Origin of the sequence: Neoroseomonas marina, assembly GCF_012927745.1 — a bacterium.
Classification (GTDB): domain Bacteria; phylum Pseudomonadota; class Alphaproteobacteria; order Acetobacterales; family Acetobacteraceae; genus Neoroseomonas; species Neoroseomonas marina.
Window position 1 is genome coordinate 951506 of record NZ_JABBKX010000001.1, and the last position, 19587, is coordinate 971092.

The following is a 19587-nucleotide window of genomic DNA, read 5'->3' on the forward strand; positions in this document are numbered from 1 at the left end:
GATCGCAAGAGCGGGCGGCATGCACGGACCCGCAATCTTTGCCGGTCAGCATGCGCGGCATGCGCGCCAGCCTCCTCCTGAGCCTCGCCCTCGCCCTGCCCGCCGCGGCGCAGCCGCCCCCCGTGTGCAGCCCGGCGCGGGAGGGCCAGGTCGCCTGCATGGGCGGCACCCTCTGCGCCTGCCGGTTCGAGCGCGGAGGCCAGCTCACCGGCCGGCCCGACCGTTTCGCCTGGGACTGCAGCGCCCTGCGCCCGCCCTGCCCGCCCGATCCGACGATTCAGCCGGCCCAGCCCTGGGGACCGCCAGCCGGGGTCTGGGTCGCACCCGGCGCCGCGCCGCCGCCGCGATGAGGTACCGGACCCCTGTTCTGGCACGATTCTTGTTCGCTGCCGGCGGCTTTGGTTGACCCGCCCGAGTCCGGGCACCATACAGGCGACGTGAACGCCCCGTCCCTGCATCCCGACCTCGTGGCCGCCCGCCGAGTCCTCACCCTGGAATCGGAAGCGCTGGCCGCTCTTGGCGAGTCGCTCGACGACCGCTTCGCCCAGGCCTGCACCTTGCTCGCGGGCGCCAGCGGCCGCGTCGTCGTCTCCGGCATGGGCAAGTCGGGGCATGTGGCGCGCAAGATCGCCGCGACGCTCGCCTCCACCGGCACGCCGGCCCTGTTCGTCCACCCGGCCGAAGCCTCCCATGGCGACCTCGGCATGATCGTCGCGGGCGATGCGGTGCTCGCGCTGTCGAACTCGGGCGAGACGCCGGAACTCGCCGACCTGGTCGGCCACGCCAAGCGCTTCGGCCTGCCGCTGGTGGGCATCACCGGCCGTGCCGGCAGCACCCTCGCCCGGACCGCCGATGTCGCGCTGGTGTTGCCCGAGGCGCCGGAGGCCTGCCCGATGGGCCTCGCGCCCACCACCTCGACGACGATGCAACTCGCGCTCGGGGACGCGATCGCGGTGGCGCTGCTCACGCGGCGTGGCTTCACGGCGGCCGATTTCCGCGTCTTCCACCCGGGCGGGAAGCTCGGCGCGCGGCTGTCCCGCGTGAAGGACCTGATGCATGTGGGCGAGGAACTGCCCCTCGCCCCGCCCGGCACGCCGATGGACAAGGCGATCGTGGCGATGACCGCCCGGCGCTTCGGCTGCCTCGGCGTCCAGGGTGCCGACGGGGCGCTGCTCGGCATCATCACCGACGGCGACCTGCGCCGCTGCCTCGAAGCCGGGGGTGGCAGCGCGCTGCTGACCCGCACGGCCGAGCAGGTGATGATGCGCACGCCGCGCACCGTGACGCCGGACACCCTCGCAGTCGAAGCCCTGCGCGAGATGAACGCGCGCGCCATCACCGCGCTCTTCGTGGTGGACGAGGCGCGGCGGCCGGTCGGAATCCTGCACGTCCACGACCTGCTGCGGGCCGGTGTCGCGTGACACGGCGCGAAGAACCCCGCGAGCCCCAGGCCCGCCCGCTGCGGGCCGGCGGGGCGCCCGGGCTGTCGCGCCGCATCCTGCCGCCGTCCCGCGAGCGCTGGGCGCCTTCGGCCGGGCAGATCGCACGGCGCCGCATCGCCGTCAGGCTCGCCAAGATCCTGTTCCCGCTGCTGGGCGTGGCCCTGCTGGTCGGCATCGCGGTGTGGCCGGAACTGGACCGGATGGAGGACCGCGCCCGCGTGTCCTTCCGCCGGGTCGCCGGCACCGCGCCGGACGCCGTGCGCGTCATCGATCCGCGCTACCAGGGCATCGACGAGCAGAACCGTCCCTACACCGTGACCGCCGAGGTCGCCGCGCAGACCGATGCGCCGGATATCGTCGATCTCAACCGCCCCCGCGCCGACATCCTGCTCACCGACGGAAGCTGGGTGCTGCTCGAAAGCCGCGAGGGGCGCTTCGACAAGGCGCGCAACCTGCTGGACCTCTCGGGTGACGTCACGCTGTGGCAGGACGGCGGCAACCTGCTCGTGACGGAGGCGGCGGAGATCCAGCTTCACGAGGGCTCGGCCTCGGGCGACAGGCCGGTCGCCGCGCAGGGGCCCTTCGGCACCCTGACCAGCGAAGGCTTCCGGCTGACGGACCGTGGCCAGGTCGTGGTCTTCACGGGGCGCGCCCGCGCCATTCTGGAGGGCGGCCAGTGAAGGCACCCATCATCGGCCTCGGCCTGGCGCTGCTGACCGGCACGGCCCTCGCGCAGAACATCGATCTCAGCCAGGGCGGCCCGGTCGAGGTCACCGCCGTCGACGGCATCGAATGGCGCCAGAACGACCAGGTGGTGATCGCGCGCGGCGAGGCCCGCGCCGTCCGCGGCGGCGTGACGGTGGAATCCGATCGCCTCATCGCCCGCTATCGCCCGCGGGGCGGCGCGCAGGCGCAACCGCAGGCGTCGCGGTCCCCCACGGAAGGACCGGCGGGCGGCGGCGAGATCTGGCGGCTCGAGGCGGAGGGCAACGTCGTCATCTTCACCGCGACCGATCGCGCGGAGGGCGACCGCGCCGTCTACGACATGGACCAGTCGGTGATGGTGCTGACGGGGCAGAACCTGCGCCTCACCAACCCCGACAACACGCTGACCGCGCGCGACAGCATCGAATACTGGTCGCAGCGCCGCATGGCCGTCGCCCGCGGCAATGCCGTGGTGGTGACGAATGACGGAAGGCGCGTGCGCGCCGACACCCTCGTCGCCTATTTCGCCGAAGGGGCCGCGCCCGGCACGCAGCAGGCCGCCGCGCCGCGCCCGCAGCCGGCCGCGGCCTCCGGGACCCAGTCGCCCGGACAGGGATCCAACCTCGAGCGCGTCGAGGCCTACGGCAATGTCGAGATCCGGACCGCCGAAGAGGTCGTGCGCGGCGACCGCGGCGTCTACAGCCCGCAGACCGGGCTCGCGCGGCTGCTGGGCAATGTGCGCATCGTGCGGGGGGACAACACGCTGACCGGTCAGGAAGCTATCGTGAACATGCAGACCGGCGTTTCCCGCCTGATCGCCGCCCCTGGCGCGCGGGTGCAGGGCCTCGTCGTGCCGCAGCAGGGCCAACAGCCGCAACAGCAGCAACAGCAAGGTCAGCAGCCGGTGATCCAACCCGCCCCCCAAGGCCAGGAGACGCCGCGATGAGCGAGGCGCTGCGCGTGGTCGAAGGGTCCGGCTGGCTCGTCGCGAAGGGCCTCGGCAAGCGGTACAAGAAGCGCCCGGTGGTGCGGAACGTCTCGATCTCGGTGCGCCGGGGCGAAGCGGTCGGCCTGCTCGGCCCCAACGGCGCCGGCAAGACGACAACCTTCTACATGATCACCGGACTCGTCACGCCGGACGAAGGCCAGGTCCTCATGGACGGGCACGACGTCACGACGCTGCCGATGTACCGGCGCGCGCGGCTCGGCCTCGGCTACCTGCCGCAGGAAGCCTCGATCTTCCGTGGCTTGAACGTCGAGGACAACATCCGCGCCGCGCTCGAGGTGGTGGAGCCGATCCGCGACCGGCGCGAGCAGATGCTCGACGAGCTGCTGGCGGAGTTCGGCATCTCCCACCTGCGCCGCGCGCCCGCGCTGGCGCTGTCGGGCGGCGAGCGGCGCCGTTGCGAGATCGCCCGCGCGCTGGCGACGCATCCCGCCTACGTCCTGCTCGACGAACCGCTCGCGGGCATCGACCCCATCGCGGTGGGCGAGATCCGCGACCTGGTGAAGCACCTCAAGGACCGCGGGATCGGCGTGCTGATCACCGACCACAACGTCCGCGAGACGCTCGAGATCATCGACCGCGCCTACATCCTGCACGATGGCCAGGTGCTGATGGAGGGCAGCCCGCGCGACATCGTTGCGCATGAGGGCGTGCGCCGGGTCTACCTCGGCGAAAGGTTCAGTCTCTAGTTTGCGCGCGCCCGCCGACCTCGCCGCCGTGCACATAGGGTTGGCAGGGCCGCTGCCGGCTCGGCGGCACGGACACGACTGATGTCCCTCGCGCCGCGGCTCGACCTTCGCCATTCGCAGCAGCTGGTGATGACGCCGCAGCTGCGGCAGGCGATCAAGCTGCTGCAATCCTCGAACCTCGAGGTCACGGCCTTCGTCGAGGAGGAGCTCGAGCGCAATCCGCTGCTCGAACGCGACGAACGCGTGGATCCCGGCCCCGACGCCGGCCGCACCACCGACCCGCTGCCCATCGCCCCCGAGGCGCCCGACGCCGCAGAGGCGGCACGGTCCGACGCGCTGCCGGCGGAGAACGCCGCGCCGCTCGATACCGAATGGGACAATGTCTACGACGCCGGCACGCCGCCCATGGGCAGCGGCGGCCGGTCGGATTTCGAGGACGACCTCTCCGGCATCGAGGCGATGGCCGCGCCGGAGAAGAACCTGCGCGAGCATCTCGGCGAGCAGGTGCGCCTGACTTTCGCCTCGCCGCGGGACCGCATGATCGCGGCGAACCTGCTGGCGCTGGTCGACCCTGCCGGCCGGCTGCCGGTGCCCGATGCGGCGATCGCCGCCGCGCTCGGCTGCGAGGAATCGGTCGTCACCGCGGTCCGGCGGCGCATGCAGCGCTTCGACCCGGTCGGGATGTTCTGCGCCGACCTGCGCGAATGCCTGATGGTGCAGTTGCAGGACCGGAACCGGTTCGACCCGGCGATGGCCGCGCTGCTCGACAACCTCGAACTGCTCGCGCGGCGCGACCTGCGCGGGCTGCAGCGGGTCTGCGGCGTGGATGCCGAGGACATGGCCGAGATGGTGGCCGAGCTCAGGCGGCTCGACCCCAAGCCAGGTGCGAGTTTCGATGCGCCGCCAGCACCGACCCTGGTGCCCGACGTGCTGATGCGGCGCGCACCGAAGGAAGGCTGGATCGTGGAGCTGAATCCCGAGACCCTGCCCCGCGTCCTGGTCAACCGCGGCTTCCACGCCCGTGCCACGGTGGGTGCCAAGTCGCGCGAGGAGAAGGCCTGGGTGGCGGAGCGCTTCCAGACCGCCTCCTGGCTCGTGAAGTCGCTCGAGCAGCGGGCGAGCACGATCCTCAAGGTCTCGGCCGAGATCGTTCGCCGGCAGGACGGCTTCTTCCGCCACGGTGTCGCGCATCTCAAGCCGCTGATCCTGCGCGACGTAGCCGAGGAGGTGGGGATGCATGAAAGCACCGTCTCCCGCGTCACCTCGAACAAGGCGATCGCGACGCCGCGCGGCACCTTCGAACTGAAGTACTTCTTCACCACCGCGATCTCCGGCACTGCAGGCGGCGAGGCCGTCAGCGCGGAGGCCGTCCGCCACCGCATCAAGGCCATGGTCGAGGCCGAGACTCCCGCCGACATCCTGTCGGATGACGCGATCGTCGACCGGCTGCGCGCGGAAGGCGTGGACATCGCCCGCCGGACCGTGGCCAAATACCGGGACGCGCTGCGGATACCGTCATCGGTGCAGCGCAAACGGGAGAAGGCCGTCCCGGCCTGATCCGACCCAGCCTGGGCGGGCCCGCGCGGAGGATGCGGACCCGGCGAAACGGTCGCCACGGGGCGGCCCCTCCCCTTCACTGAGGAAGGAGGGCAAAGCCCCATGCATGTCACCGTTGCAGGCAAGCAGGTCGAAACCGGAGACGCGCTGAAGACGCATGTGCGCGACGGTCTCGACGCCATCACGCGCAAGTATTTCGACCACGCGCTGGAAGCCAACGTGACCTTCCACCGGTCGCGCGCGCATTTCGCCTGCGACATCAATCTCAAGGCGGGCCGTGGGCTCACCATGCGGGCCGAGGGCGAAGGCCCCGACGCGCACCGCGCCTTCGAGGAAGCGGCCGAGCACCTCGCGAAGCGCCTGCGCCGCTACCGCCGCCGGATGAATGAGCATGCGCGTTCCGCCGCGCCCGAGCGGGACCAGCCCCTGGGCCGCGAACGCGTCATCGAGGCGACGGCCGAGGAGGAAGACGCGCCCGTCCCCAATGGCGCCGACCACGGCGCCATCATCGCCGAGCACCCGGCCGCCATCGACCTGCTGACGGTCGGCGAGGCGGTGATGCGCATGGACCTTGCGCATGTGCCGGTCCTGATGTTCCGCAACAAGTCGACGCGTGCGCTGAACGTGGTCTACCGGCGCGGCGACGGCCATGTGGGGTGGATCGATCCGACAGCCGAGTGAGGCCTGGCGGCGCCTCATGGCCCGGGTCCGGGGCGGCACGCCCGCCCCGGACCCCTCGACGCCGCCCCCCGACGATGTTCCGCCGCTGCTCGCGCTGCTGCGCGCGGCGGACGAGGCCCCGGATTGGCGGCGCGACCGCCCCGATCCGGAGGCGGAGGCGCTTGCCGCGCGGCTGGCCGCGGAGGCCGCTGACTGGTCGCGCGCCCATATCCTGGAAGCCGAGGTCCTGCTCGCGCGCCGGCGGCGGGATGCCGCGGCGGCAATCGAGGCGCTGTGCGCGCTCGCGCGTGTGGCATCGCCCCGCCGGCGCTGGGCGCTCGGCGAGATCGCGGTCTTCGCCGATCGTTGGCTGAACGTGGAAGGCCGGCTGGACGCGGCCAGCACCAGGGCCTTGCGAGGCCGGGCGGAGGCTGCCCTCGGCGCACTGGCCGGGGCGCTGCCGCGCGAACGCGCCCCGCATGTCGCACTCGCCCGCGTCATCGAGGCCCGGCACGGGCCGACGGCGGCGGCCGAGGCGCTCGCCACCGCCGAAGCAGGCGGCGCGCCCGTGCTGGATCGCTGGCTCCGCCTGCTCGCCGCCGCGCTGGATCACGGGCCCGACGAGGCCGCCTTCCGCCGCGCCTTTGCCGTGCCGCAGGAGTCCGCGAAGGGCGGCGACCACCATTGGGCGGCATTCCGCCTGCATCGCGCCGTCGCCTGCGCGATGGCCGCGCCTGTCCTGCCCTTCGCAGCGGGCCTGCCGGCGAGCGAACGCGACATCGCAGCCCGCATGGCGGACGCACTGGCCCTGGCGCCGTCCCTGCCGGCGCGGGACGAGATCCGGCTGCTGAAGGCGCTCGCCGCCGGACGCCTGTTCCGCCATTGCCCGCTGCCGGAGGCCGAGGCGGCGCGGCAGACGCTCGTCGCCGCGATGCGGGCCACCTGCGCGCGACCCGACCTGGCGCCGGAACACCGCCGCGCGCTGCTGGTCGGCCTCAGCGCCGTCCTGCCGGACGGCGCGCGGTACTGGGAGGACGCGGCGTATCGCGACGAGACGTCGCGCGAGATGATCGCCGGCGCGGCGTGGCTGGAGGAACCGCAGCGGTCCTGGCAGCGCGGCAAGTTCGCCTTCGCGATCGGGGACCACGACCTCGCCGCCGAGGCCTTCGCGGCCTCCGCGCGGATGGAGCCCGCAGGGCCGGGGGCCCCGACCTATCTCGACATGCGGCGCATCCCCGCGATCCTCGCCGCGCGCGGCGAGGCGCCGCTGCTGGGTGCCGGGGGCGGCACCTTCGAGATGCTGACGGGACCGCACGACCCATCCCGTCCTGTCGCAATCGTCGTCGCGAACGATCTCTATCTGCGCCACCACGCGGCCCGCTTCGCGCGGCGCCTTGCCGAGGTCGCGCCGGGCTCACCGCTGCATGTTCACCTGGTGGGCGATCCGGCGGCCTGCGGACCGGACATCGCCGGGATCGCGACGGCGGCGCGCGGCCTGACGCTCAGCCTGTCGAGCGAGAGGGTGACGATCGACGCGCCCTTCTACTTCGCCAGCGCGCGCTTCCTGCGCCTGCCGGACTGGCTCGACCGCTTCCGCGGGCCGATCGTCGTCACCGACATCGACGGCCGCTGGCACCAGGACCCGGCGCGCTTCCTGGCGCGGCGGATGGGGGATGCGGATGTCGGGATCAGCCTCAGTGCGCGCGTGCGCATCGGACGCAAGGCGGGGCTCGGCTATCCCGTCAACGTCTATCCGTTGCCGTTGCCCTGGACGGCGGTCACGGCCTGGCCCTTCGCGCTGGCGCCGACGGACGGCGCTCGCCGCTTCGCGGGGCTCCTCGCGCACGTGATGGACGCACGGCTGCGGGACGCGGCCGCGCTGCCAGGACGAGGTGCGTGGTTCGTCGACCAGAACGTTCTCTGCGCCGCGCACGCCCATGCCGCGGCGCAGGACCGCGGCATCCGCTTCGCCGATCTCGGCCTGCCCTCGGAGATGGGGCAGGCCTGATCGGTCGCGGCTTCAGTGGACCGAAGCGGCCCCCATGCCGTGCTGCAGGATCGCCGCGTTGGCGAGTGCGAGCGTCGGCGCGGCGCCGATCGGCGTCCCGTCCGCGGCGTGGATGGACACGGCCTGCTGGCCGTTCACCACCACGGGGCGGACATAGGCGATGCTGCTGACGCCGTAGCGCGCCCAGGCGAGGGGGGAGAGGGAGCGCAGCGCCTCGGGCGGCAGCGCGTCTTCGTCGCGTTCGGCGTCCTCGCGCTCGATCTCGTCACGGTCGATGTCGTTGTCGTTCATGACCTGGTCTCCTTCCGGCACGTCCCGAAGGCCCGCGCGGATATTCCGGCCCGAATGGGCCCGGTTGCACTGAAAGGCTTCACTCCCGCTCGCCAGGCCCCGCCACCAGCGGCGTGGGGCTGCCATTGCCCCTGGCGCCGATGCGGATCGTCTTGACCCGGCTTTCCGGCTGCGGGCGCTTCAGCTCGAGGTGCAGCAGCCCGTTGTCGAGCCATGCGCCCTCCACCTCCATCCCCTCGGCGAGGACGAAGGCGCGCTGGAACTGCCGCGCGGCGATGCCGCGATGGAGGAAGATCCGGCCCTCGGAATCATCCTTCTGCCGGCCGCGGATGACGAGCTGGTTGTCCTCCTGCGTGATCTGCAGGTCGTCCATCGCGAAGCCGGCGACGGCTAGCGTGATCCGCAGGCGGTTCTCGCTGATCTGCTCGATGTTGTAGGGCGGATAGCCGTCGGCATTCTTGCCCACCCGGTCGAGCATCTGCTCGAGGTGGTCGAAGCCGAGGAACAGGGGCGAGCCGAAAAGCGACTGACGGGACAACAGCAGGGCCTCCTCATCCGAGAGCGAAGCGGCGGACCGGGCCCGAAGCACCCGATCCGCCACAGGATTTTGGCGGCCCGGGCCGCGGTTGCAAGGGGGTGCCGGGGGGTCTACACGCGCCCCCGACGCCATGACCGAGCCCGAAACCCTCCCGATCCTCTTCGTTCCGGATCCCCGCCTGCGCGCGAAGGCGAAGCCTGTCGGCACGGCCGATGCGGACCGGGTGCGCGCGCTCGCCCCGCGGATGCTCGCCACCATGTACGCCGCGCCTGGCATCGGCCTCGCCGCGCCGCAGATCGGGGAGATGCTCCGCCTGGTGGTGATCGACCTCCAGAAGGATGAGAGCCGTCAGCCCCTGGTGCTGGTGAATCCCGAGATCGTCGCCGAGAGCAGCGAGATCGCGACGCGCGAGGAAGGCTGCCTCTCCCTCCCCGGCCAGTATGCCGACGTGACGCGGCCGGCCCGGGTCAAGGTGCGCTATCTGGACCTCGACGGCGCGAAGAAGGAGATCGAGGGCGAAGGGCTGCTTTCCGCCTGCCTGCAGCACGAGATCGACCACCTCGATGGGGTGCTCTTCGTCGACTACCTGAGCGCGCTGAAGCGGAACATGCTGCTGAGGAAGCTCGCCAAGGAGCTGAAGGCGAAGGCGCGGGATTGAGCGGGGCGGGCGCCGCCCTCCCCGGACCCCACGCGCCAAAGGCCCAGAGGCCTTTGGAAACCAACACCGGAGTGCCGCCATGCGCATCGCCTTCATGGGCAGCCCGGATTTCGCGGTGCCGGCGCTGCGCGCGCTGCACGACGCGGGGCACGAGATTGCCGCGGTCTATTGCCAGCCGCCGCGTCCGGCGGGGCGGGGGCAGAAGGAGACGCCCTGCCCGGTCCATCGCGCGGCGCTGGACCTCGGCCTGCCGGTGCGCACGCCAGCGCGGCTGAAGCGCGACGCCGTGGAACACGAAGCCTTCGCGGCGCTCAACCTCGATGCGGCGGTGGTCGCCGCCTATGGGCTGATCCTGCCCAAGGCGATGCTGGACGCGCCGCGGCGGGGTTGCCTCAACATCCATGCCTCCCTGCTGCCGCGCTGGCGCGGGGCGGCGCCCATCCATGCCGCGATCCTAGCCGGGGACGCCGAAAGCGGCATCACCATCATGCGCATGGAAGAAGGCCTCGACACCGGCCCCATGCTGCTGAAGGACGCCGTGCCGATCGGCCCGGACACGACCGTCCAGGCCCTGCACGACCGGCTCGCGGAGATCGGCGCCCGACTGATCCTGCAAGCGCTCGCCGAGGACCCGGCGCCGGTCCCGCAGCCCGAGGACGGCGTCACCTACGCCCCGAAGCTGACCAAGGAGGACGGCCGGCTCGACTGGTCCCAGGACGCGGCGGCGCTGGAACGGCGCGTCCGCGCCCTGAACCCGTGGCCCGGGACCTTCTTCACCCTGGGCGGCGAGCAGATCCGCGTTCTCGCCGCGCAGGTCGCGGCGGGCGACGGCGCGCCGGGCGCGGCACTCGATGATGCGGCGCTGATCGGCTGCGGCACCGGCGCCCTGCGCCTGACCCGCCTGCAGCGCCCCGGCCGCGCCGCGATGGACGCCGAGGCCTTCCTGCGCGGCTTCGCCCTGCCGCGCGGGACGGTGCTGGGCTGATGCCCTCCTACGCGCTCCTCATCGAGTATGACGGCGCGCCCTTCGTCGGCTGGCAGCGCCAGGACACGGGCCTGTCCGTCCAGCAGGTGCTCGAGGACGCCGCCGCGCGGCTCAATGGCGGGGAGGAAGCCGTCCTGACCGCCGCCGGGCGCACCGATGCCGGCGTGCATGCGGAAGGCCAGGTCGCGCAGGTCACGCTGACCGGCGACCTGCCGCCCGAGCGCGTGCGGGAGGCCCTGAACTTCCACACCCGCCCCCACCCCGTCGCGGTGCTCGGTGCCGCCGTGATGCCGGAGGACTGGTCCGCGCGCTTCTCCGCCACTGGCCGGGCCTACCGCTACCGCATCCTGAACCGCCGGGCGCGGCCGGCGCTCGACCTCGGGCGCGTGTGGCATGTGCAGAAGCGGCTCGATGCGGGCGCGATGCACGAGGCGGCGCAGGGACTGCTGGGGAAGCACGATTTCTCGGCCTTCCGGGCCGCGGCGTGCCAGGCGAAGTCGGCGTTGCGCACGCTCGACCGGCTGGATGTCGCGCGTCTGGGCGAGGAGGTGGTGATCACCGCCGAGGCGCGGTCCTTCCTGCACCATCAGGTGCGCAACATGGTCGGCACGCTGGCCGAGGTGGGCCTCGGCAAGCGGCCGGCCTCCTGGCCGCGCTCGATCCTCGAGGGCCGCGACCGCACCCGCGCCGGTCAGACGGCCCCCGCCGAAGGCCTGGTCCTGACCGGCGTTCGCTACGCGGATGCGATCGATTGGCGCTGATCAGCCGAGCGCGATGCGGGCCGTGAGCCCGGAGAGGAACACCGACAATCCGAGGTCGATGGCGACGAAAGCGGCCGCGCGCACGCCGCTGATCTCGAGTGCCGCGCGGGCGGCGAACCACTGCATCCAGATGGCGTAGCCAAGCCCGACCAGGCCCAGCGTGTCGGACACGGCGCTCGGCGCGTCCAGCATCGCCGGCAGGGTCAGCACGGCAAGCACGAGATACTGGACGAAGTTCACCCAGTTCCACGCCGCGATCATGCGCGGCCACAGGGCACGGCGGCCCAGCGCCTCGGTCATCGGCAGGGAGGCCAGGGCGAATCCCGCCCAGGAACAGACATAGGCGATGAGATCGGCGGCGAGGCCGCGCGCCGGATCGATCGTCGCCACCCCCGGCGCCGGAAAGCCCATGCGGAGCAGCAGGAAGATCGGCAGGCTGAACAGCGCGGCGAGAAACGAGGCGCGCGCATCGTCGAGCGTCGGCGCGAAGGCGCCGATGCCGGCCGCGCGGCCGCGTGCCAGGAGCAGCGCCCCGGCAATGCCCCGCGTGACGGGGCCGGCCGGCGGGGGCCCGGCGGCGGTCAGCCGAGCAGCTCCGCCAGGACCTCGCGATACGTGCCAGCAAGACGGCGCAGCTCGTCGACGGGGGCACTCTCGTTCACCTGGTGCAGCGTCGCGCCGACGGCGCCGAACTCGGCGACCGGGCAGTAGCGCGCGATGAAGCGCGCATCCGAGGTCCCGCCGCCGGTGTCGAGCGCAGGGACGACGCCCGTGCTGCGTTCGATGGCGCGCGACAGGGCGTCGACGAAGGGGCCGGGGCGGGTGAGGAAGCTCTCGCCCGAGCATTCGGCGACGAGGTCGTAGCTGCAGCCCGCGGCGCGCAGCGCGGCGTGCAGGCGTTCGGTGAGCGCCGCGCTGGTGTGGTGGTTGTTGAAGCGGATGTTCAGCATCGCCTTGGCGACGGCCGGGATGACGTTCGTCGCGGTGTTGCCGACGTCGAAGCCGGTGACCTGCAGCGTGGTCGGCGGGAAGAAGTCAGACCCGTTGTCCAGCGGCGCGGCGAGCAGCGGGCCGAGGGCCGCGACCAGCCGGTGGATCGGATTGTCCGCCTTGGCCGGATAGGCGCTGTGGCCTTGGACGCCGGTGACGGTGATGTGGGCGTTGAGGCTGCCGCGCCGACCGATCTTGATCGTGTCGCCGAGCGTGCTGCGGCTGGTCGGCTCCCCCACCAGGGCCATGTCGGGGATGTGGCCGTTGGCGGCCATCCATTCGAGGACCCGCGCGGTGCCGTCGACGGAACGCGCCTCCTCGTCCCCCGTGATGAGCAGCGAGATCGAGCCTCGATGGCCCGGATGGACCGCGAGATAATCGGCCAGCCCCGCGACGAAGGCCGCGATGCCGCCCTTCATGTCGCAGGCGCCGCGGCCATACAGCACGCCGTCCCGCACCACGCCGGCGAAGGGATCATCGGTCCAGGCGGCGAGGTTGCCCGGGGGGACCACGTCGGTGTGGCCGCAATAGCAGACATGCGGCCCCTCCCCGCCCCGCCGGGCAAAGAGGTTGTCGACCCGATAGTCCTCCGGCCCGAAGACCAGGCGCGTGCAGTCGAAGCCGAGCGGTTCGAGCAGCCGCTGCACCACGTCCAGCGCACCTTCGTCGGCGGGCGTGACGGAAGGGCAGCGGATCAGCGCCTGGGCGATCGGGACCGGATCGGTGCTCACGGCGCGGATCAGTCGCGCAGCAGCTCGTTGATCGCGGTCTTGGCGCGGGTCTGCGCGTCCACCCGCTTCACGATCACCGCGCAATAGAGCGAGGGGCCCGGCGAGCCGTCCGGCAGCGGCTTGCCCGGCAGCGAGCCCGGCACCACCACCGAGTAGGACGGCACGCGGCCCATGAAGACCTCGCCCGTCGCGCGGTCGATGATCTTGGTCGAGGCGCCGATGAAGACGCCCATCGACAGCACGGCGCCCTTCTCGACGATCACGCCCTCGGCGACCTCGGACCGGGCGCCGATGAAGCAGTCGTCCTCGATCACGACCGGGTTGGCCTGCAGGGGCTCGAGCACGCCGCCGATGCCGACGCCGCCCGAGATGTGCACGTTCTTGCCGATCTGCGCGCAGGACCCGACGGTGGCCCAGGTGTCGACCATGGTGCCCTCGTCGACATAGGCGCCGAGGTTCACGAAGGAGGGCATCAGCACGACGTTGCGCGCGATGTAGGCGGACCGGCGCACCACGGCGCCGGGCACGGCGCGGAAGCCGGCCTCGCGGAAGCGGTTCTCGCCCCAGTCGGCGAACTTCAGGGGCACCTTGTCGTAGGCGCCGGCGGCGGTATCCATCGGTGCGGAATCGGTCAGGCGGAAGGACAGCAGCACCGCCTGCTTCAGCCACTGATTCACATGCCAGGCGCCCTTGCCGTCGGGCTGGGCGACACGCGCCTTGCCGGAGTCCAGCATCTCGAGCGCGTCCTCGATCGCCGCGCGGTCGGAACCGCCGGTGCCGGGGTTCACGCGGTCGCGCGACTGCCAGAGCGTTTCGATGCGGGCCTGAAGGGCGGTGGCGTCCATGGGCGTCCTCGGGCGTTCCTTGGGATGGTCGCGTTCCTTGCGGCCCCCTGCTCCGGCTGTCAACGCGGCTTCGTGACCTCCGCTAACCGGCGATTCACTGCTGCGGCGCTTCCATCGCGGCATGGACACGGCGATCCGCCCAGGGGACCGGACGGTGACGGTACCGCCCAGCGCGGCGGCGGCCGGTGCGTTGCATGGTGCGCTGCTCGAATCCCGTCAGCGGTGGCAGGACCTCGCCTCCCTTGCCGCCGACCTGGTCTTCGAGACGGACAACGAGGGCCGCTTCACCTTCCTCTGGCCCGATACGGTTCTCGGCCATCGCGCGGCGACCTTGCTGGGGCGGCGGGCGGACAGCCTCCTCCTCGGTGTCGCGCCGAACCCCTTCGCGCTGCGCCAGGCGGTCCGGCATCACCGCGCCTGGGTGGCCGATGCGGCGCGGCAGCCGCGCTGCCTGTCGCTCTCGCTCGCACCGCTGGGCGATGCGCGGGGCGGCTTCGCGGGGCTGCGCGGCGCCGCCCATGACGTGACCGAGCAGGAGACCGCCGCCGCCACCGCCGCGGCCGGCCTGCGCCGCGCCGCGCTGCTGGACGCCCTGGTCGAGACGATCCGCCACGCCGGCACCGCCGCCGAGGCCGTCACACGCGGCCTGGCCGGGCTGCGCGACGCCCTGGGCTGCGGCGGCACCGCGCTGATCGTCCCGGGCGAGCCTGCGCCGGAGATCGCCGCCTCGGTCGGCGAGGTCCCGCCCGGGCTGCTCGCCGAGGCCGATCGCGCCTTCGGACGGGAGGCGGACTGGACGGGCCTGCTCGGCGCCGGGCTCCCGGCCGCGCTGTTCCATCATCAGGGCCGGCACCCGGCGCGCTCCATCCTGGCGGCCTGGCGCTTCGGCCAGGGGCGCACCTGGGACGCCGAGGACCTCGCGGTGCTGCGTTCGATGGCGGCGACGCTGGGCGCCGTGCTGGGCTTCCAGCGGCTGCAGGAGGAACTCGAGCGCCAGGCGACGACCGATCCGCTGACAGGCCTCGCCAACCGCCGCGCTTTCATGACCGCGCTCCAGGCGCGTCTGGCGCAGGATCCGGGGCACGCCGGGGCGCTCGCCTTCCTCGACCTCGACAACCTAAAGCCACTGAACGACGCCCATGGCCACGAGGCCGGGGACGCCGCGCTGCGCGCGACCGCGCGGCTGCTGCGGGAAGCGGCGCGGACGGGAGACATCGTCGCGCGGCTCGGCGGGGACGAGTTCGTGATCTGGCTGGAAGGCGCCGACCGCGCCGAGGCGACCGCGCGCGCCGCGGCGCTGCTTGGGGCCGCCAGGGCGTTCGACAGTCTCTGGGCGCCGCGCTTCAGCATCGGCATCGCGGCCTGGGAGCCAGGGGCCGGCGAAGGCCTCTCGCGCCTGCTGGCCCGCGCCGATGCCGCGCTCTACGCCGCCAAACGGGAAGGCCGCGGCGGCTGGCGCCTGGCGGAACCCGCGGCATGACCAGCCAGAGCGAGGTCACCCGCATCCTGGGCGAGGGCGCGGCGGAGGCCCGGCGGAGCCTCGCCGCCGACGCCGCTGCACCGCCCGAGGCGCTGTACTACCTGATGGGCGACGCCGATGCCGGCGTGCGCGCCGCGGTCGCCGCCAATCCCGCCACGCCGGCGCAGAGCTTCGCCGTGCTCGCGGCCGACGCCGAAGTCACGGTCCGCGGTGCGCTCGCGACCCGGCTCGCAGCCATCGCGCCGGGCCTGCCCCCGCCGCAGACCGACCGGCTCGCCCACATGGCCTGGACGGCGCTCGGGCGCCTCGCAGCCGATGCGGTCGAGGAGATCGCCGCGACCATCGCCGAGGCGGTGAAGGATCTCCCGGCCGCGCCGCGCGACCTGGTGCTCGCCCTCGCCCACGACCCGCGCGCGGCGGTGGCCGGCCCGGTGCTGCGCCTGTCGCCCCTGCTGACCGAGGAGGATCTGCTCGGCCTCGTCGCCGCACCGCCCGTCGCAGCCACGCTGACCGCCATCGCCCGCCGGCCGGCGATCAGCGAGGCGGTCGCCGAGGCACTGGTGCACACGGGGGACGAGATCGCGATCGGCGCGCTGCTCGGCAACGGCACCGCGGCGATCCGGGAGAGCACGATCGACGCGCTGGTGGTCCAGGCGGCCGAGCGCACCGCCTGGCAGGAACCGCTGGTCCGCCGCCCCGCCCTGCCGCCGCGCGCCGCCATGGCGCTGGCCGGCTTCGTCGCGGAGGAACTGCTCGCGCCGCTCGCCGCCCGCACCGACCTGCCGCCCGAGGTGCAGGCGCATCTGCGCGCCTGTGTCGCCCGGCGCCTGGCTGGCGAGGCGCGGCCCGGCGAGAACGCGGCCGACGCCGCTGCGCGGGCCGGGACGCTGCAGCGCGCCGGTGCGCTCGACGACCGGATCCTGCAGCGCGCGGCGGAACGCGGGGAGAGCGCCTTCATCGCGGCCGCGCTCGCCGAACGCGCGCGGCTGCCGCGCCAGGCCATCGACCGGGCCGTGGCGACGCGCTGCGCGAAATCCATCGCCGGGATGTGCCGCCAGGGGCGCATCGACGCCGCGGCGGCCGAGGCGGTGACCGGGCTGCTCGCCCCCGGCATGCCGGGCGTCACCGCCGTCGCCCCGGCCCTGGTGGGGGACGGGGAATTGAAGTGGCGGATCGACGCCCTCGCCCGCGCCGCGGCGCGGTGAGGTCGTTCAGGCGCGGATCAGCGTGCCCGCGCCGCCATCGGTGAAGAGCTCCCGCAGCACCGCATGCGGCACGCGGCCGTCGAGGATGACCGCACCCTTCACGCCGCGCTCGATGGCGTAGATGCAGGTCTCGACCTTCGGGATCATGCCGCCGGAGATCCAGCCCGCCTCGATGCCCGCCTTCACCTCGGCGACCGTCATCTCGGGGATCAGGCGCTTCTCGGGGTCGAGCACGCCGGGCACGTCGGTCAGCATCAGCAGCCGTTCGGCCGCGAGCGCGCCGGCGATGGCGCCGGCCGAGGTGTCGGCGTTGATGTTGTAGGTCTGCCCGTCCGCGCCCACGCCGACCGGCGCGACCACCGGGACGATGTCAGCCCCGATCAGCAGCTGCAGCACCTTGGGATCGACGTGTTCCGGCTCGCCCACGAAGCCGAGGTCGAGCACCTTCTCGATGTTGCTGTCGGGATCGCGGTAGGTGCGCTGCAGCTTCCGCGCGCGGATCAGCCCGCCATCCTTGCCCGAGATGCCGACCGCCATGACGCCGGCCCGCGTGATCGCCTCGGCCACCTGCTTGTTGACCGGGCCGGCGAGGACCATCTCGACCACGTCGAGCATCTCGGCGTCCGTCACGCGCAGGCCCTGCACGAAGGTCGACTTCACGTTCAGGCGCTTGAGCATGGCGTTGATCTGCGGCCCGCCGCCATGGACCACGACCGGGTTCACGCCCACCTGCTCGAGCAGCGCGATGTCGCGGCCGAAGCGGAGCGCGGTCTCCTCCTCGCCCATCGCGTGGCCGCCGTACTTCACCACCACCGTCGCGTCGTCGTAGCGCTTCAGGAAGGGCAGCGCGCCGGCGAGGATCTGCATGGCGTCGGGCATGTCGGACGTTTCGGTCATACGCAGCTCGTGGTTCTGGCGGGGCCGGGGATGGCCGTGGGCCGAACCCCTTAGAGCAGATCGGGCCGGCTGAAAATCGCCCGGCCCCATGACGGTTCCGCGCCTTGCCGCCCGGTGACCCGGCCCGCATAGTCCCGGCCAAGCGCCAGAATAACCGCCACGGCCGCCACGCACCCGGAGGTCCTATGGCCCCTACCGCCGCCGCATCGCCACGAGGCATCCATCCGTGACCCAGCGCCGGATGCACCTGGTCGCCTACCTCAAGACCGGCCCCACCGCGAACCACCCCGGCGCCTGGCGCCACCCCGAAGCGCCGCTCGACGACATCCTGCGGCCGGAACGCTACGAGCATATCGCGCGCGTCCTGGAAGAAGCGTGCTTCGATGCCTGCTTCTATGCCGACACCTTCGGGCTGCCGGACATCCATGGCGGCAATTTCGATGCCTATCTGCGGCTCGGCGGGCAGACCTCGTATCTCGATCCGCTGGTGGTGCTGCCGGTCATGGCGCGGGTGACGAAGCATCTCGGCCTCGGCGCGACGCTCTCGACGACCTTCCTGCATCCCTACTGGATCGCGCGGACCCTCGCCTCGCTCGACCTGCTGACGGCCGGGCGGATGGCGTGGAACATCGTCACCTCGGCGACCAACCTCGAGGCGAAGAACTTCGGGATGGACGGCATCCCCGGCAAGAACGAACGCTACGATCGCGCCGATGAGGTGCTGGCGGCCTGCAACGCGCTGTGGGAATCCTGGGACGAGGACGCCTTCGTGCTGGACAAGCAGGGCGGCGTCTTCATCGACCCGTCCAAGGTCCGCTACACGAATTTCGAAGGCAAATGGGTGAAGACGCGCGGGCCGCTCGCCATGCCGCGTTCCCCGCAGGTCCGCCCGGTGTTCATGCAGGCGGGATCGTCCGATCGCGGCCGCGACTTCGCCGCGCGCTGGGCCGAACTGATCTTCTGCACGCCCCACAGCAAGGCCGATACCCTGGCCTTCACCACCGATGTGAAGGCGCGCATGGCGAAGCACGGCCGCGCGCCCGAGGATTGCAGGATCCTGCCGAGCTTCATGACCGTGATCGGCGAGACCGAGAGCATCGCGCAGGAGAGGTACGAATACCTGCAATCGCTCATCGATCCCGAGGCGCAGCAGATGCTGAACTCCTCCCTGATGGGTGCGGACCTGTCCAAACACCAGGACGTGACGAGCTTCGCCGCCGCGATGGGCAACCAGGGCATCAGCGGATCGATCGACCGCGTGATGCAGGTGATGCAACAGGAACGCCTGACCTTCACCGAGGCGACGCAGAAGCCGCGCGGGCTGCTGGTCGGCACGCCGCAGACGGTGGCGGACACGCTGGAGGACTACTTCACCTCCGGCGCCTGCGACGGCTTCATCATCACGCCGACCGTGCATCCCCGGATGTTCGAGGAATTCTGCCGGCTGGTGGTGCCGGAACTGCAGCGGCGAGGGCTGTTCCGGAGGGAGTATGCGGGGGCGACGCTGCGGGAGAATTTGCAGCGGCCGTGAATGGAGAGGGGCCCTGCCCCTCTCCAAACCTCACCCCGCCAAAGGCCTTAAGGCCCTTGGAACCCTTGAATTGAGTGCGGCGAAGACGGGATGATCTGGCGCTTTGCCGATCAGGAGCTCGCGGATGCTTCGATTGTTCCTTGCCGTTTGCTGCGTCGCATCGGTGATGACGCAACCGGCGGGCGCGCAGGCCCTCCTCAATCGCGACTCGTGGCGCCCTTCATTCGAGAATGATCCGCAAGGTGGCGTGCTTTGCGTGTGGAGCATCTACATCTCGATCCAGCGGATCGGCGCCGTCTGCTTCCCGGAAGAGACCGCATTCCAGACGGCACTCGACGAGACGGTGCGCCGCATGGATGACTTCATCATCGCCAACATGCCAACCACCCGCGAGGTTCTGGACGCAGCGAGGCGCGAGGGCCTGCGCATGTCCGGCACTGATGAAATAGTGCCGCAGCGCTGCAGAGGCAGCGATCGGCGCGCCAGGGACATGTTGAATATGTACCGTCATTCGCGCATGTCCGGGGCTGACTCGATGCGCGCGGAGGTAGACCGGCTGCTGGCCACGCCACGGCGGCCCAGCATGAACCCCTGCCTGTAGCGCCTCG

At 72.2% G+C, this 19587-nt stretch carries 21 protein-coding genes; 15 read left to right on the forward strand and 6 right to left on the reverse strand.

Annotation, left to right across the window (positions count from 1 at the left end; genetic code table 11):
- The first annotated feature begins 59 nt into the window (after positions 1–59).
- The 8 genes from GWK16_RS04705 to GWK16_RS04740 all read left to right on the forward strand — a co-directional run bounded on the left by GWK16_RS04705 (position 60) and on the right by GWK16_RS04740 (position 8067).
- Positions 60–350 carry a hypothetical protein gene (locus GWK16_RS04705; protein ID WP_170052747.1) on the forward strand — a complete coding sequence of 97 codons (291 nt, stop codon included), beginning with the start codon at positions 60–62 and terminating at the stop codon, positions 348–350.
- A gap of 87 nt (positions 351–437) precedes the next feature.
- On the forward strand, positions 438–1421 hold the full coding sequence (locus tag GWK16_RS04710; RefSeq protein ID WP_170052748.1) for a KpsF/GutQ family sugar-phosphate isomerase: 984 nt from the start codon (positions 438–440) through the stop codon (positions 1419–1421).
- Positions 1418–2122: an LPS export ABC transporter periplasmic protein LptC gene (gene lptC, locus GWK16_RS04715; protein WP_338144403.1), complete on the forward strand. Its 705-nt coding sequence runs from the start codon at positions 1418–1420 to the stop codon at positions 2120–2122. Before GWK16_RS04710 ends, lptC begins: the two co-directional genes overlap by 4 nt.
- Complete coding sequence (locus GWK16_RS04720; RefSeq protein ID WP_170052749.1) at positions 2119–3093, forward strand: LptA/OstA family protein; 975 nt, start codon at positions 2119–2121, stop codon at positions 3091–3093. The genes lptC and GWK16_RS04720 overlap by 4 nt, the downstream gene beginning before the upstream one ends.
- Complete coding sequence (lptB, locus tag GWK16_RS04725; RefSeq protein WP_170052750.1) at positions 3090–3842, forward strand: LPS export ABC transporter ATP-binding protein; 753 nt, start codon at positions 3090–3092, stop codon at positions 3840–3842. Before GWK16_RS04720 ends, lptB begins: the two co-directional genes overlap by 4 nt.
- Before the next feature lie 81 nt (positions 3843–3923).
- On the forward strand, positions 3924–5399 hold the full coding sequence (rpoN, locus tag GWK16_RS04730) for an RNA polymerase factor sigma-54 (protein ID WP_170052751.1): 1476 nt from the start codon (positions 3924–3926) through the stop codon (positions 5397–5399).
- Positions 5400–5501: 102 nt separating this feature from the next.
- Positions 5502–6080, forward strand: coding sequence for a ribosome hibernation-promoting factor, HPF/YfiA family (gene hpf, locus GWK16_RS04735; RefSeq protein ID WP_170052752.1), 579 nt, complete (start codon positions 5502–5504; stop codon positions 6078–6080).
- 16 nt (positions 6081–6096) lie between these two features.
- On the forward strand, positions 6097–8067 hold the full coding sequence (locus tag GWK16_RS04740) for a hypothetical protein (protein WP_170052753.1): 1971 nt from the start codon (positions 6097–6099) through the stop codon (positions 8065–8067).
- Positions 8068–8079: 12 nt separating this feature from the next.
- Here the strand turns inward: GWK16_RS04740 and GWK16_RS04745 are convergent, their stop codons facing one another.
- Both GWK16_RS04745 and GWK16_RS04750 read right to left on the reverse strand, forming a co-directional pair.
- Positions 8080–8358 (reverse strand): DUF1150 domain-containing protein, encoded by a 279-nt coding sequence (locus GWK16_RS04745; protein ID WP_248291089.1) that lies wholly within the window; start codon positions 8356–8358, stop codon positions 8080–8082.
- Between the two features lie 79 nt (positions 8359–8437).
- Positions 8438–8896 (reverse strand): Hsp20 family protein, encoded by a 459-nt coding sequence (locus GWK16_RS04750; RefSeq protein WP_248291090.1) that lies wholly within the window; start codon positions 8894–8896, stop codon positions 8438–8440.
- Positions 8897–9026: 130 nt separating this feature from the next.
- Here GWK16_RS04750 and def point away from each other — a divergent pair, with 130 nt between their 5' ends.
- From def to truA, 3 genes are all read left to right on the forward strand, one after another.
- Positions 9027–9554, forward strand: coding sequence for a peptide deformylase (gene def, locus GWK16_RS04755; protein ID WP_170052755.1), 528 nt, complete (start codon positions 9027–9029; stop codon positions 9552–9554).
- Between the two features lie 79 nt (positions 9555–9633).
- Entirely contained in the window at positions 9634–10539 is a 906-nt protein-coding gene (gene fmt / locus GWK16_RS04760; protein WP_170052756.1) for a methionyl-tRNA formyltransferase, read from the forward strand.
- Positions 10539–11300 carry a tRNA pseudouridine(38-40) synthase TruA gene (truA, locus tag GWK16_RS04765; RefSeq protein WP_170052757.1) on the forward strand — a complete coding sequence of 254 codons (762 nt, stop codon included), beginning with the start codon at positions 10539–10541 and terminating at the stop codon, positions 11298–11300. Before fmt ends, truA begins: the two co-directional genes overlap by 1 nt.
- Here the strand turns inward: truA and GWK16_RS04770 are convergent, their stop codons facing one another.
- The 3 genes from GWK16_RS04770 to dapD all read right to left on the reverse strand — a co-directional run bounded on the left by GWK16_RS04770 (position 11301) and on the right by dapD (position 13866).
- Entirely contained in the window at positions 11301–11690 is a 390-nt protein-coding gene (locus GWK16_RS04770; RefSeq protein WP_170052758.1) for a hypothetical protein, read from the reverse strand.
- Between the two features lie 191 nt (positions 11691–11881).
- A complete protein-coding gene (dapE, locus tag GWK16_RS04775; protein ID WP_338144404.1) occupies positions 11882–13021 on the reverse strand; it encodes a succinyl-diaminopimelate desuccinylase in 1140 nt (379 codons plus the stop codon).
- A gap of 8 nt (positions 13022–13029) precedes the next feature.
- Entirely contained in the window at positions 13030–13866 is an 837-nt protein-coding gene (dapD, locus tag GWK16_RS04780) for a 2,3,4,5-tetrahydropyridine-2,6-dicarboxylate N-succinyltransferase (protein WP_170052759.1), read from the reverse strand.
- 154 nt (positions 13867–14020) lie between these two features.
- Between dapD and GWK16_RS25685 the strand changes: the two genes are divergently transcribed.
- Together GWK16_RS25685 and GWK16_RS04790 are read left to right on the forward strand one after the other, a co-directional pair.
- Positions 14021–15346: a diguanylate cyclase domain-containing protein gene (locus GWK16_RS25685; protein WP_170052760.1), complete on the forward strand. Its 1326-nt coding sequence runs from the start codon at positions 14021–14023 to the stop codon at positions 15344–15346.
- Positions 15343–16551: a DUF2336 domain-containing protein gene (locus tag GWK16_RS04790; protein ID WP_170052761.1), complete on the forward strand. Its 1209-nt coding sequence runs from the start codon at positions 15343–15345 to the stop codon at positions 16549–16551. Before GWK16_RS25685 ends, GWK16_RS04790 begins: the two co-directional genes overlap by 4 nt.
- Positions 16552–16557: 6 nt before the next feature.
- On the opposite strand, the gene argB is transcribed toward GWK16_RS04790, so the two are convergent.
- A complete protein-coding gene (argB, locus tag GWK16_RS04795) occupies positions 16558–17448 on the reverse strand; it encodes an acetylglutamate kinase (RefSeq protein ID WP_168043006.1) in 891 nt (296 codons plus the stop codon).
- A 226-nt stretch (positions 17449–17674) separates the two neighbouring features.
- Here argB and GWK16_RS04800 point away from each other — a divergent pair, with 226 nt between their 5' ends.
- Entirely contained in the window at positions 17675–18979 is a 1305-nt protein-coding gene (locus GWK16_RS04800; RefSeq protein ID WP_338144405.1) for an LLM class flavin-dependent oxidoreductase, read from the forward strand.
- A gap of 124 nt (positions 18980–19103) precedes the next feature.
- Positions 19104–19580, forward strand: a complete 477-nt coding sequence (locus GWK16_RS04805) for a hypothetical protein (RefSeq protein WP_170052762.1) — start codon at positions 19104–19106, stop codon at positions 19578–19580.
- Positions 19581–19587: the final 7 nt, after the last annotated feature.

Coding starts and splice junctions, on each gene's coding strand:
- def (WP_170052755.1), top strand. CDS start 9,027: ATGACCGAGCCCGAAACCCTCCCGATCCTCTTCGTTCCGGATCCCCGC.
- GWK16_RS04740 (WP_170052753.1), top strand. CDS start 6,097: ATGGCCCGGGTCCGGGGCGGCACGCCCGCCCCGGACCCCTCGACGCCG.
- lptB (WP_170052750.1), top strand. CDS start 3,090: ATGAGCGAGGCGCTGCGCGTGGTCGAAGGGTCCGGCTGGCTCGTCGCG.
- GWK16_RS04790 (WP_170052761.1), top strand. CDS start 15,343: ATGACCAGCCAGAGCGAGGTCACCCGCATCCTGGGCGAGGGCGCGGCG.
- rpoN (WP_170052751.1), top strand. CDS start 3,924: ATGTCCCTCGCGCCGCGGCTCGACCTTCGCCATTCGCAGCAGCTGGTG.
- GWK16_RS04805 (WP_170052762.1), top strand. CDS start 19,104: ATGCTTCGATTGTTCCTTGCCGTTTGCTGCGTCGCATCGGTGATGACG.
- truA (WP_170052757.1), top strand. CDS start 10,539: ATGCCCTCCTACGCGCTCCTCATCGAGTATGACGGCGCGCCCTTCGTC.
- argB (WP_168043006.1), bottom strand. CDS start 17,448: ATGACCGAAACGTCCGACATGCCCGACGCCATGCAGATCCTCGCCGGC.
- hpf (WP_170052752.1), top strand. CDS start 5,502: ATGCATGTCACCGTTGCAGGCAAGCAGGTCGAAACCGGAGACGCGCTG.
- GWK16_RS04745 (WP_248291089.1), bottom strand. CDS start 8,358: ATGAACGACAACGACATCGACCGTGACGAGATCGAGCGCGAGGACGCC.
- dapD (WP_170052759.1), bottom strand. CDS start 13,866: ATGGACGCCACCGCCCTTCAGGCCCGCATCGAAACGCTCTGGCAGTCG.
- GWK16_RS04705 (WP_170052747.1), top strand. CDS start 60: ATGCGCGCCAGCCTCCTCCTGAGCCTCGCCCTCGCCCTGCCCGCCGCG.
- fmt (WP_170052756.1), top strand. CDS start 9,634: ATGCGCATCGCCTTCATGGGCAGCCCGGATTTCGCGGTGCCGGCGCTG.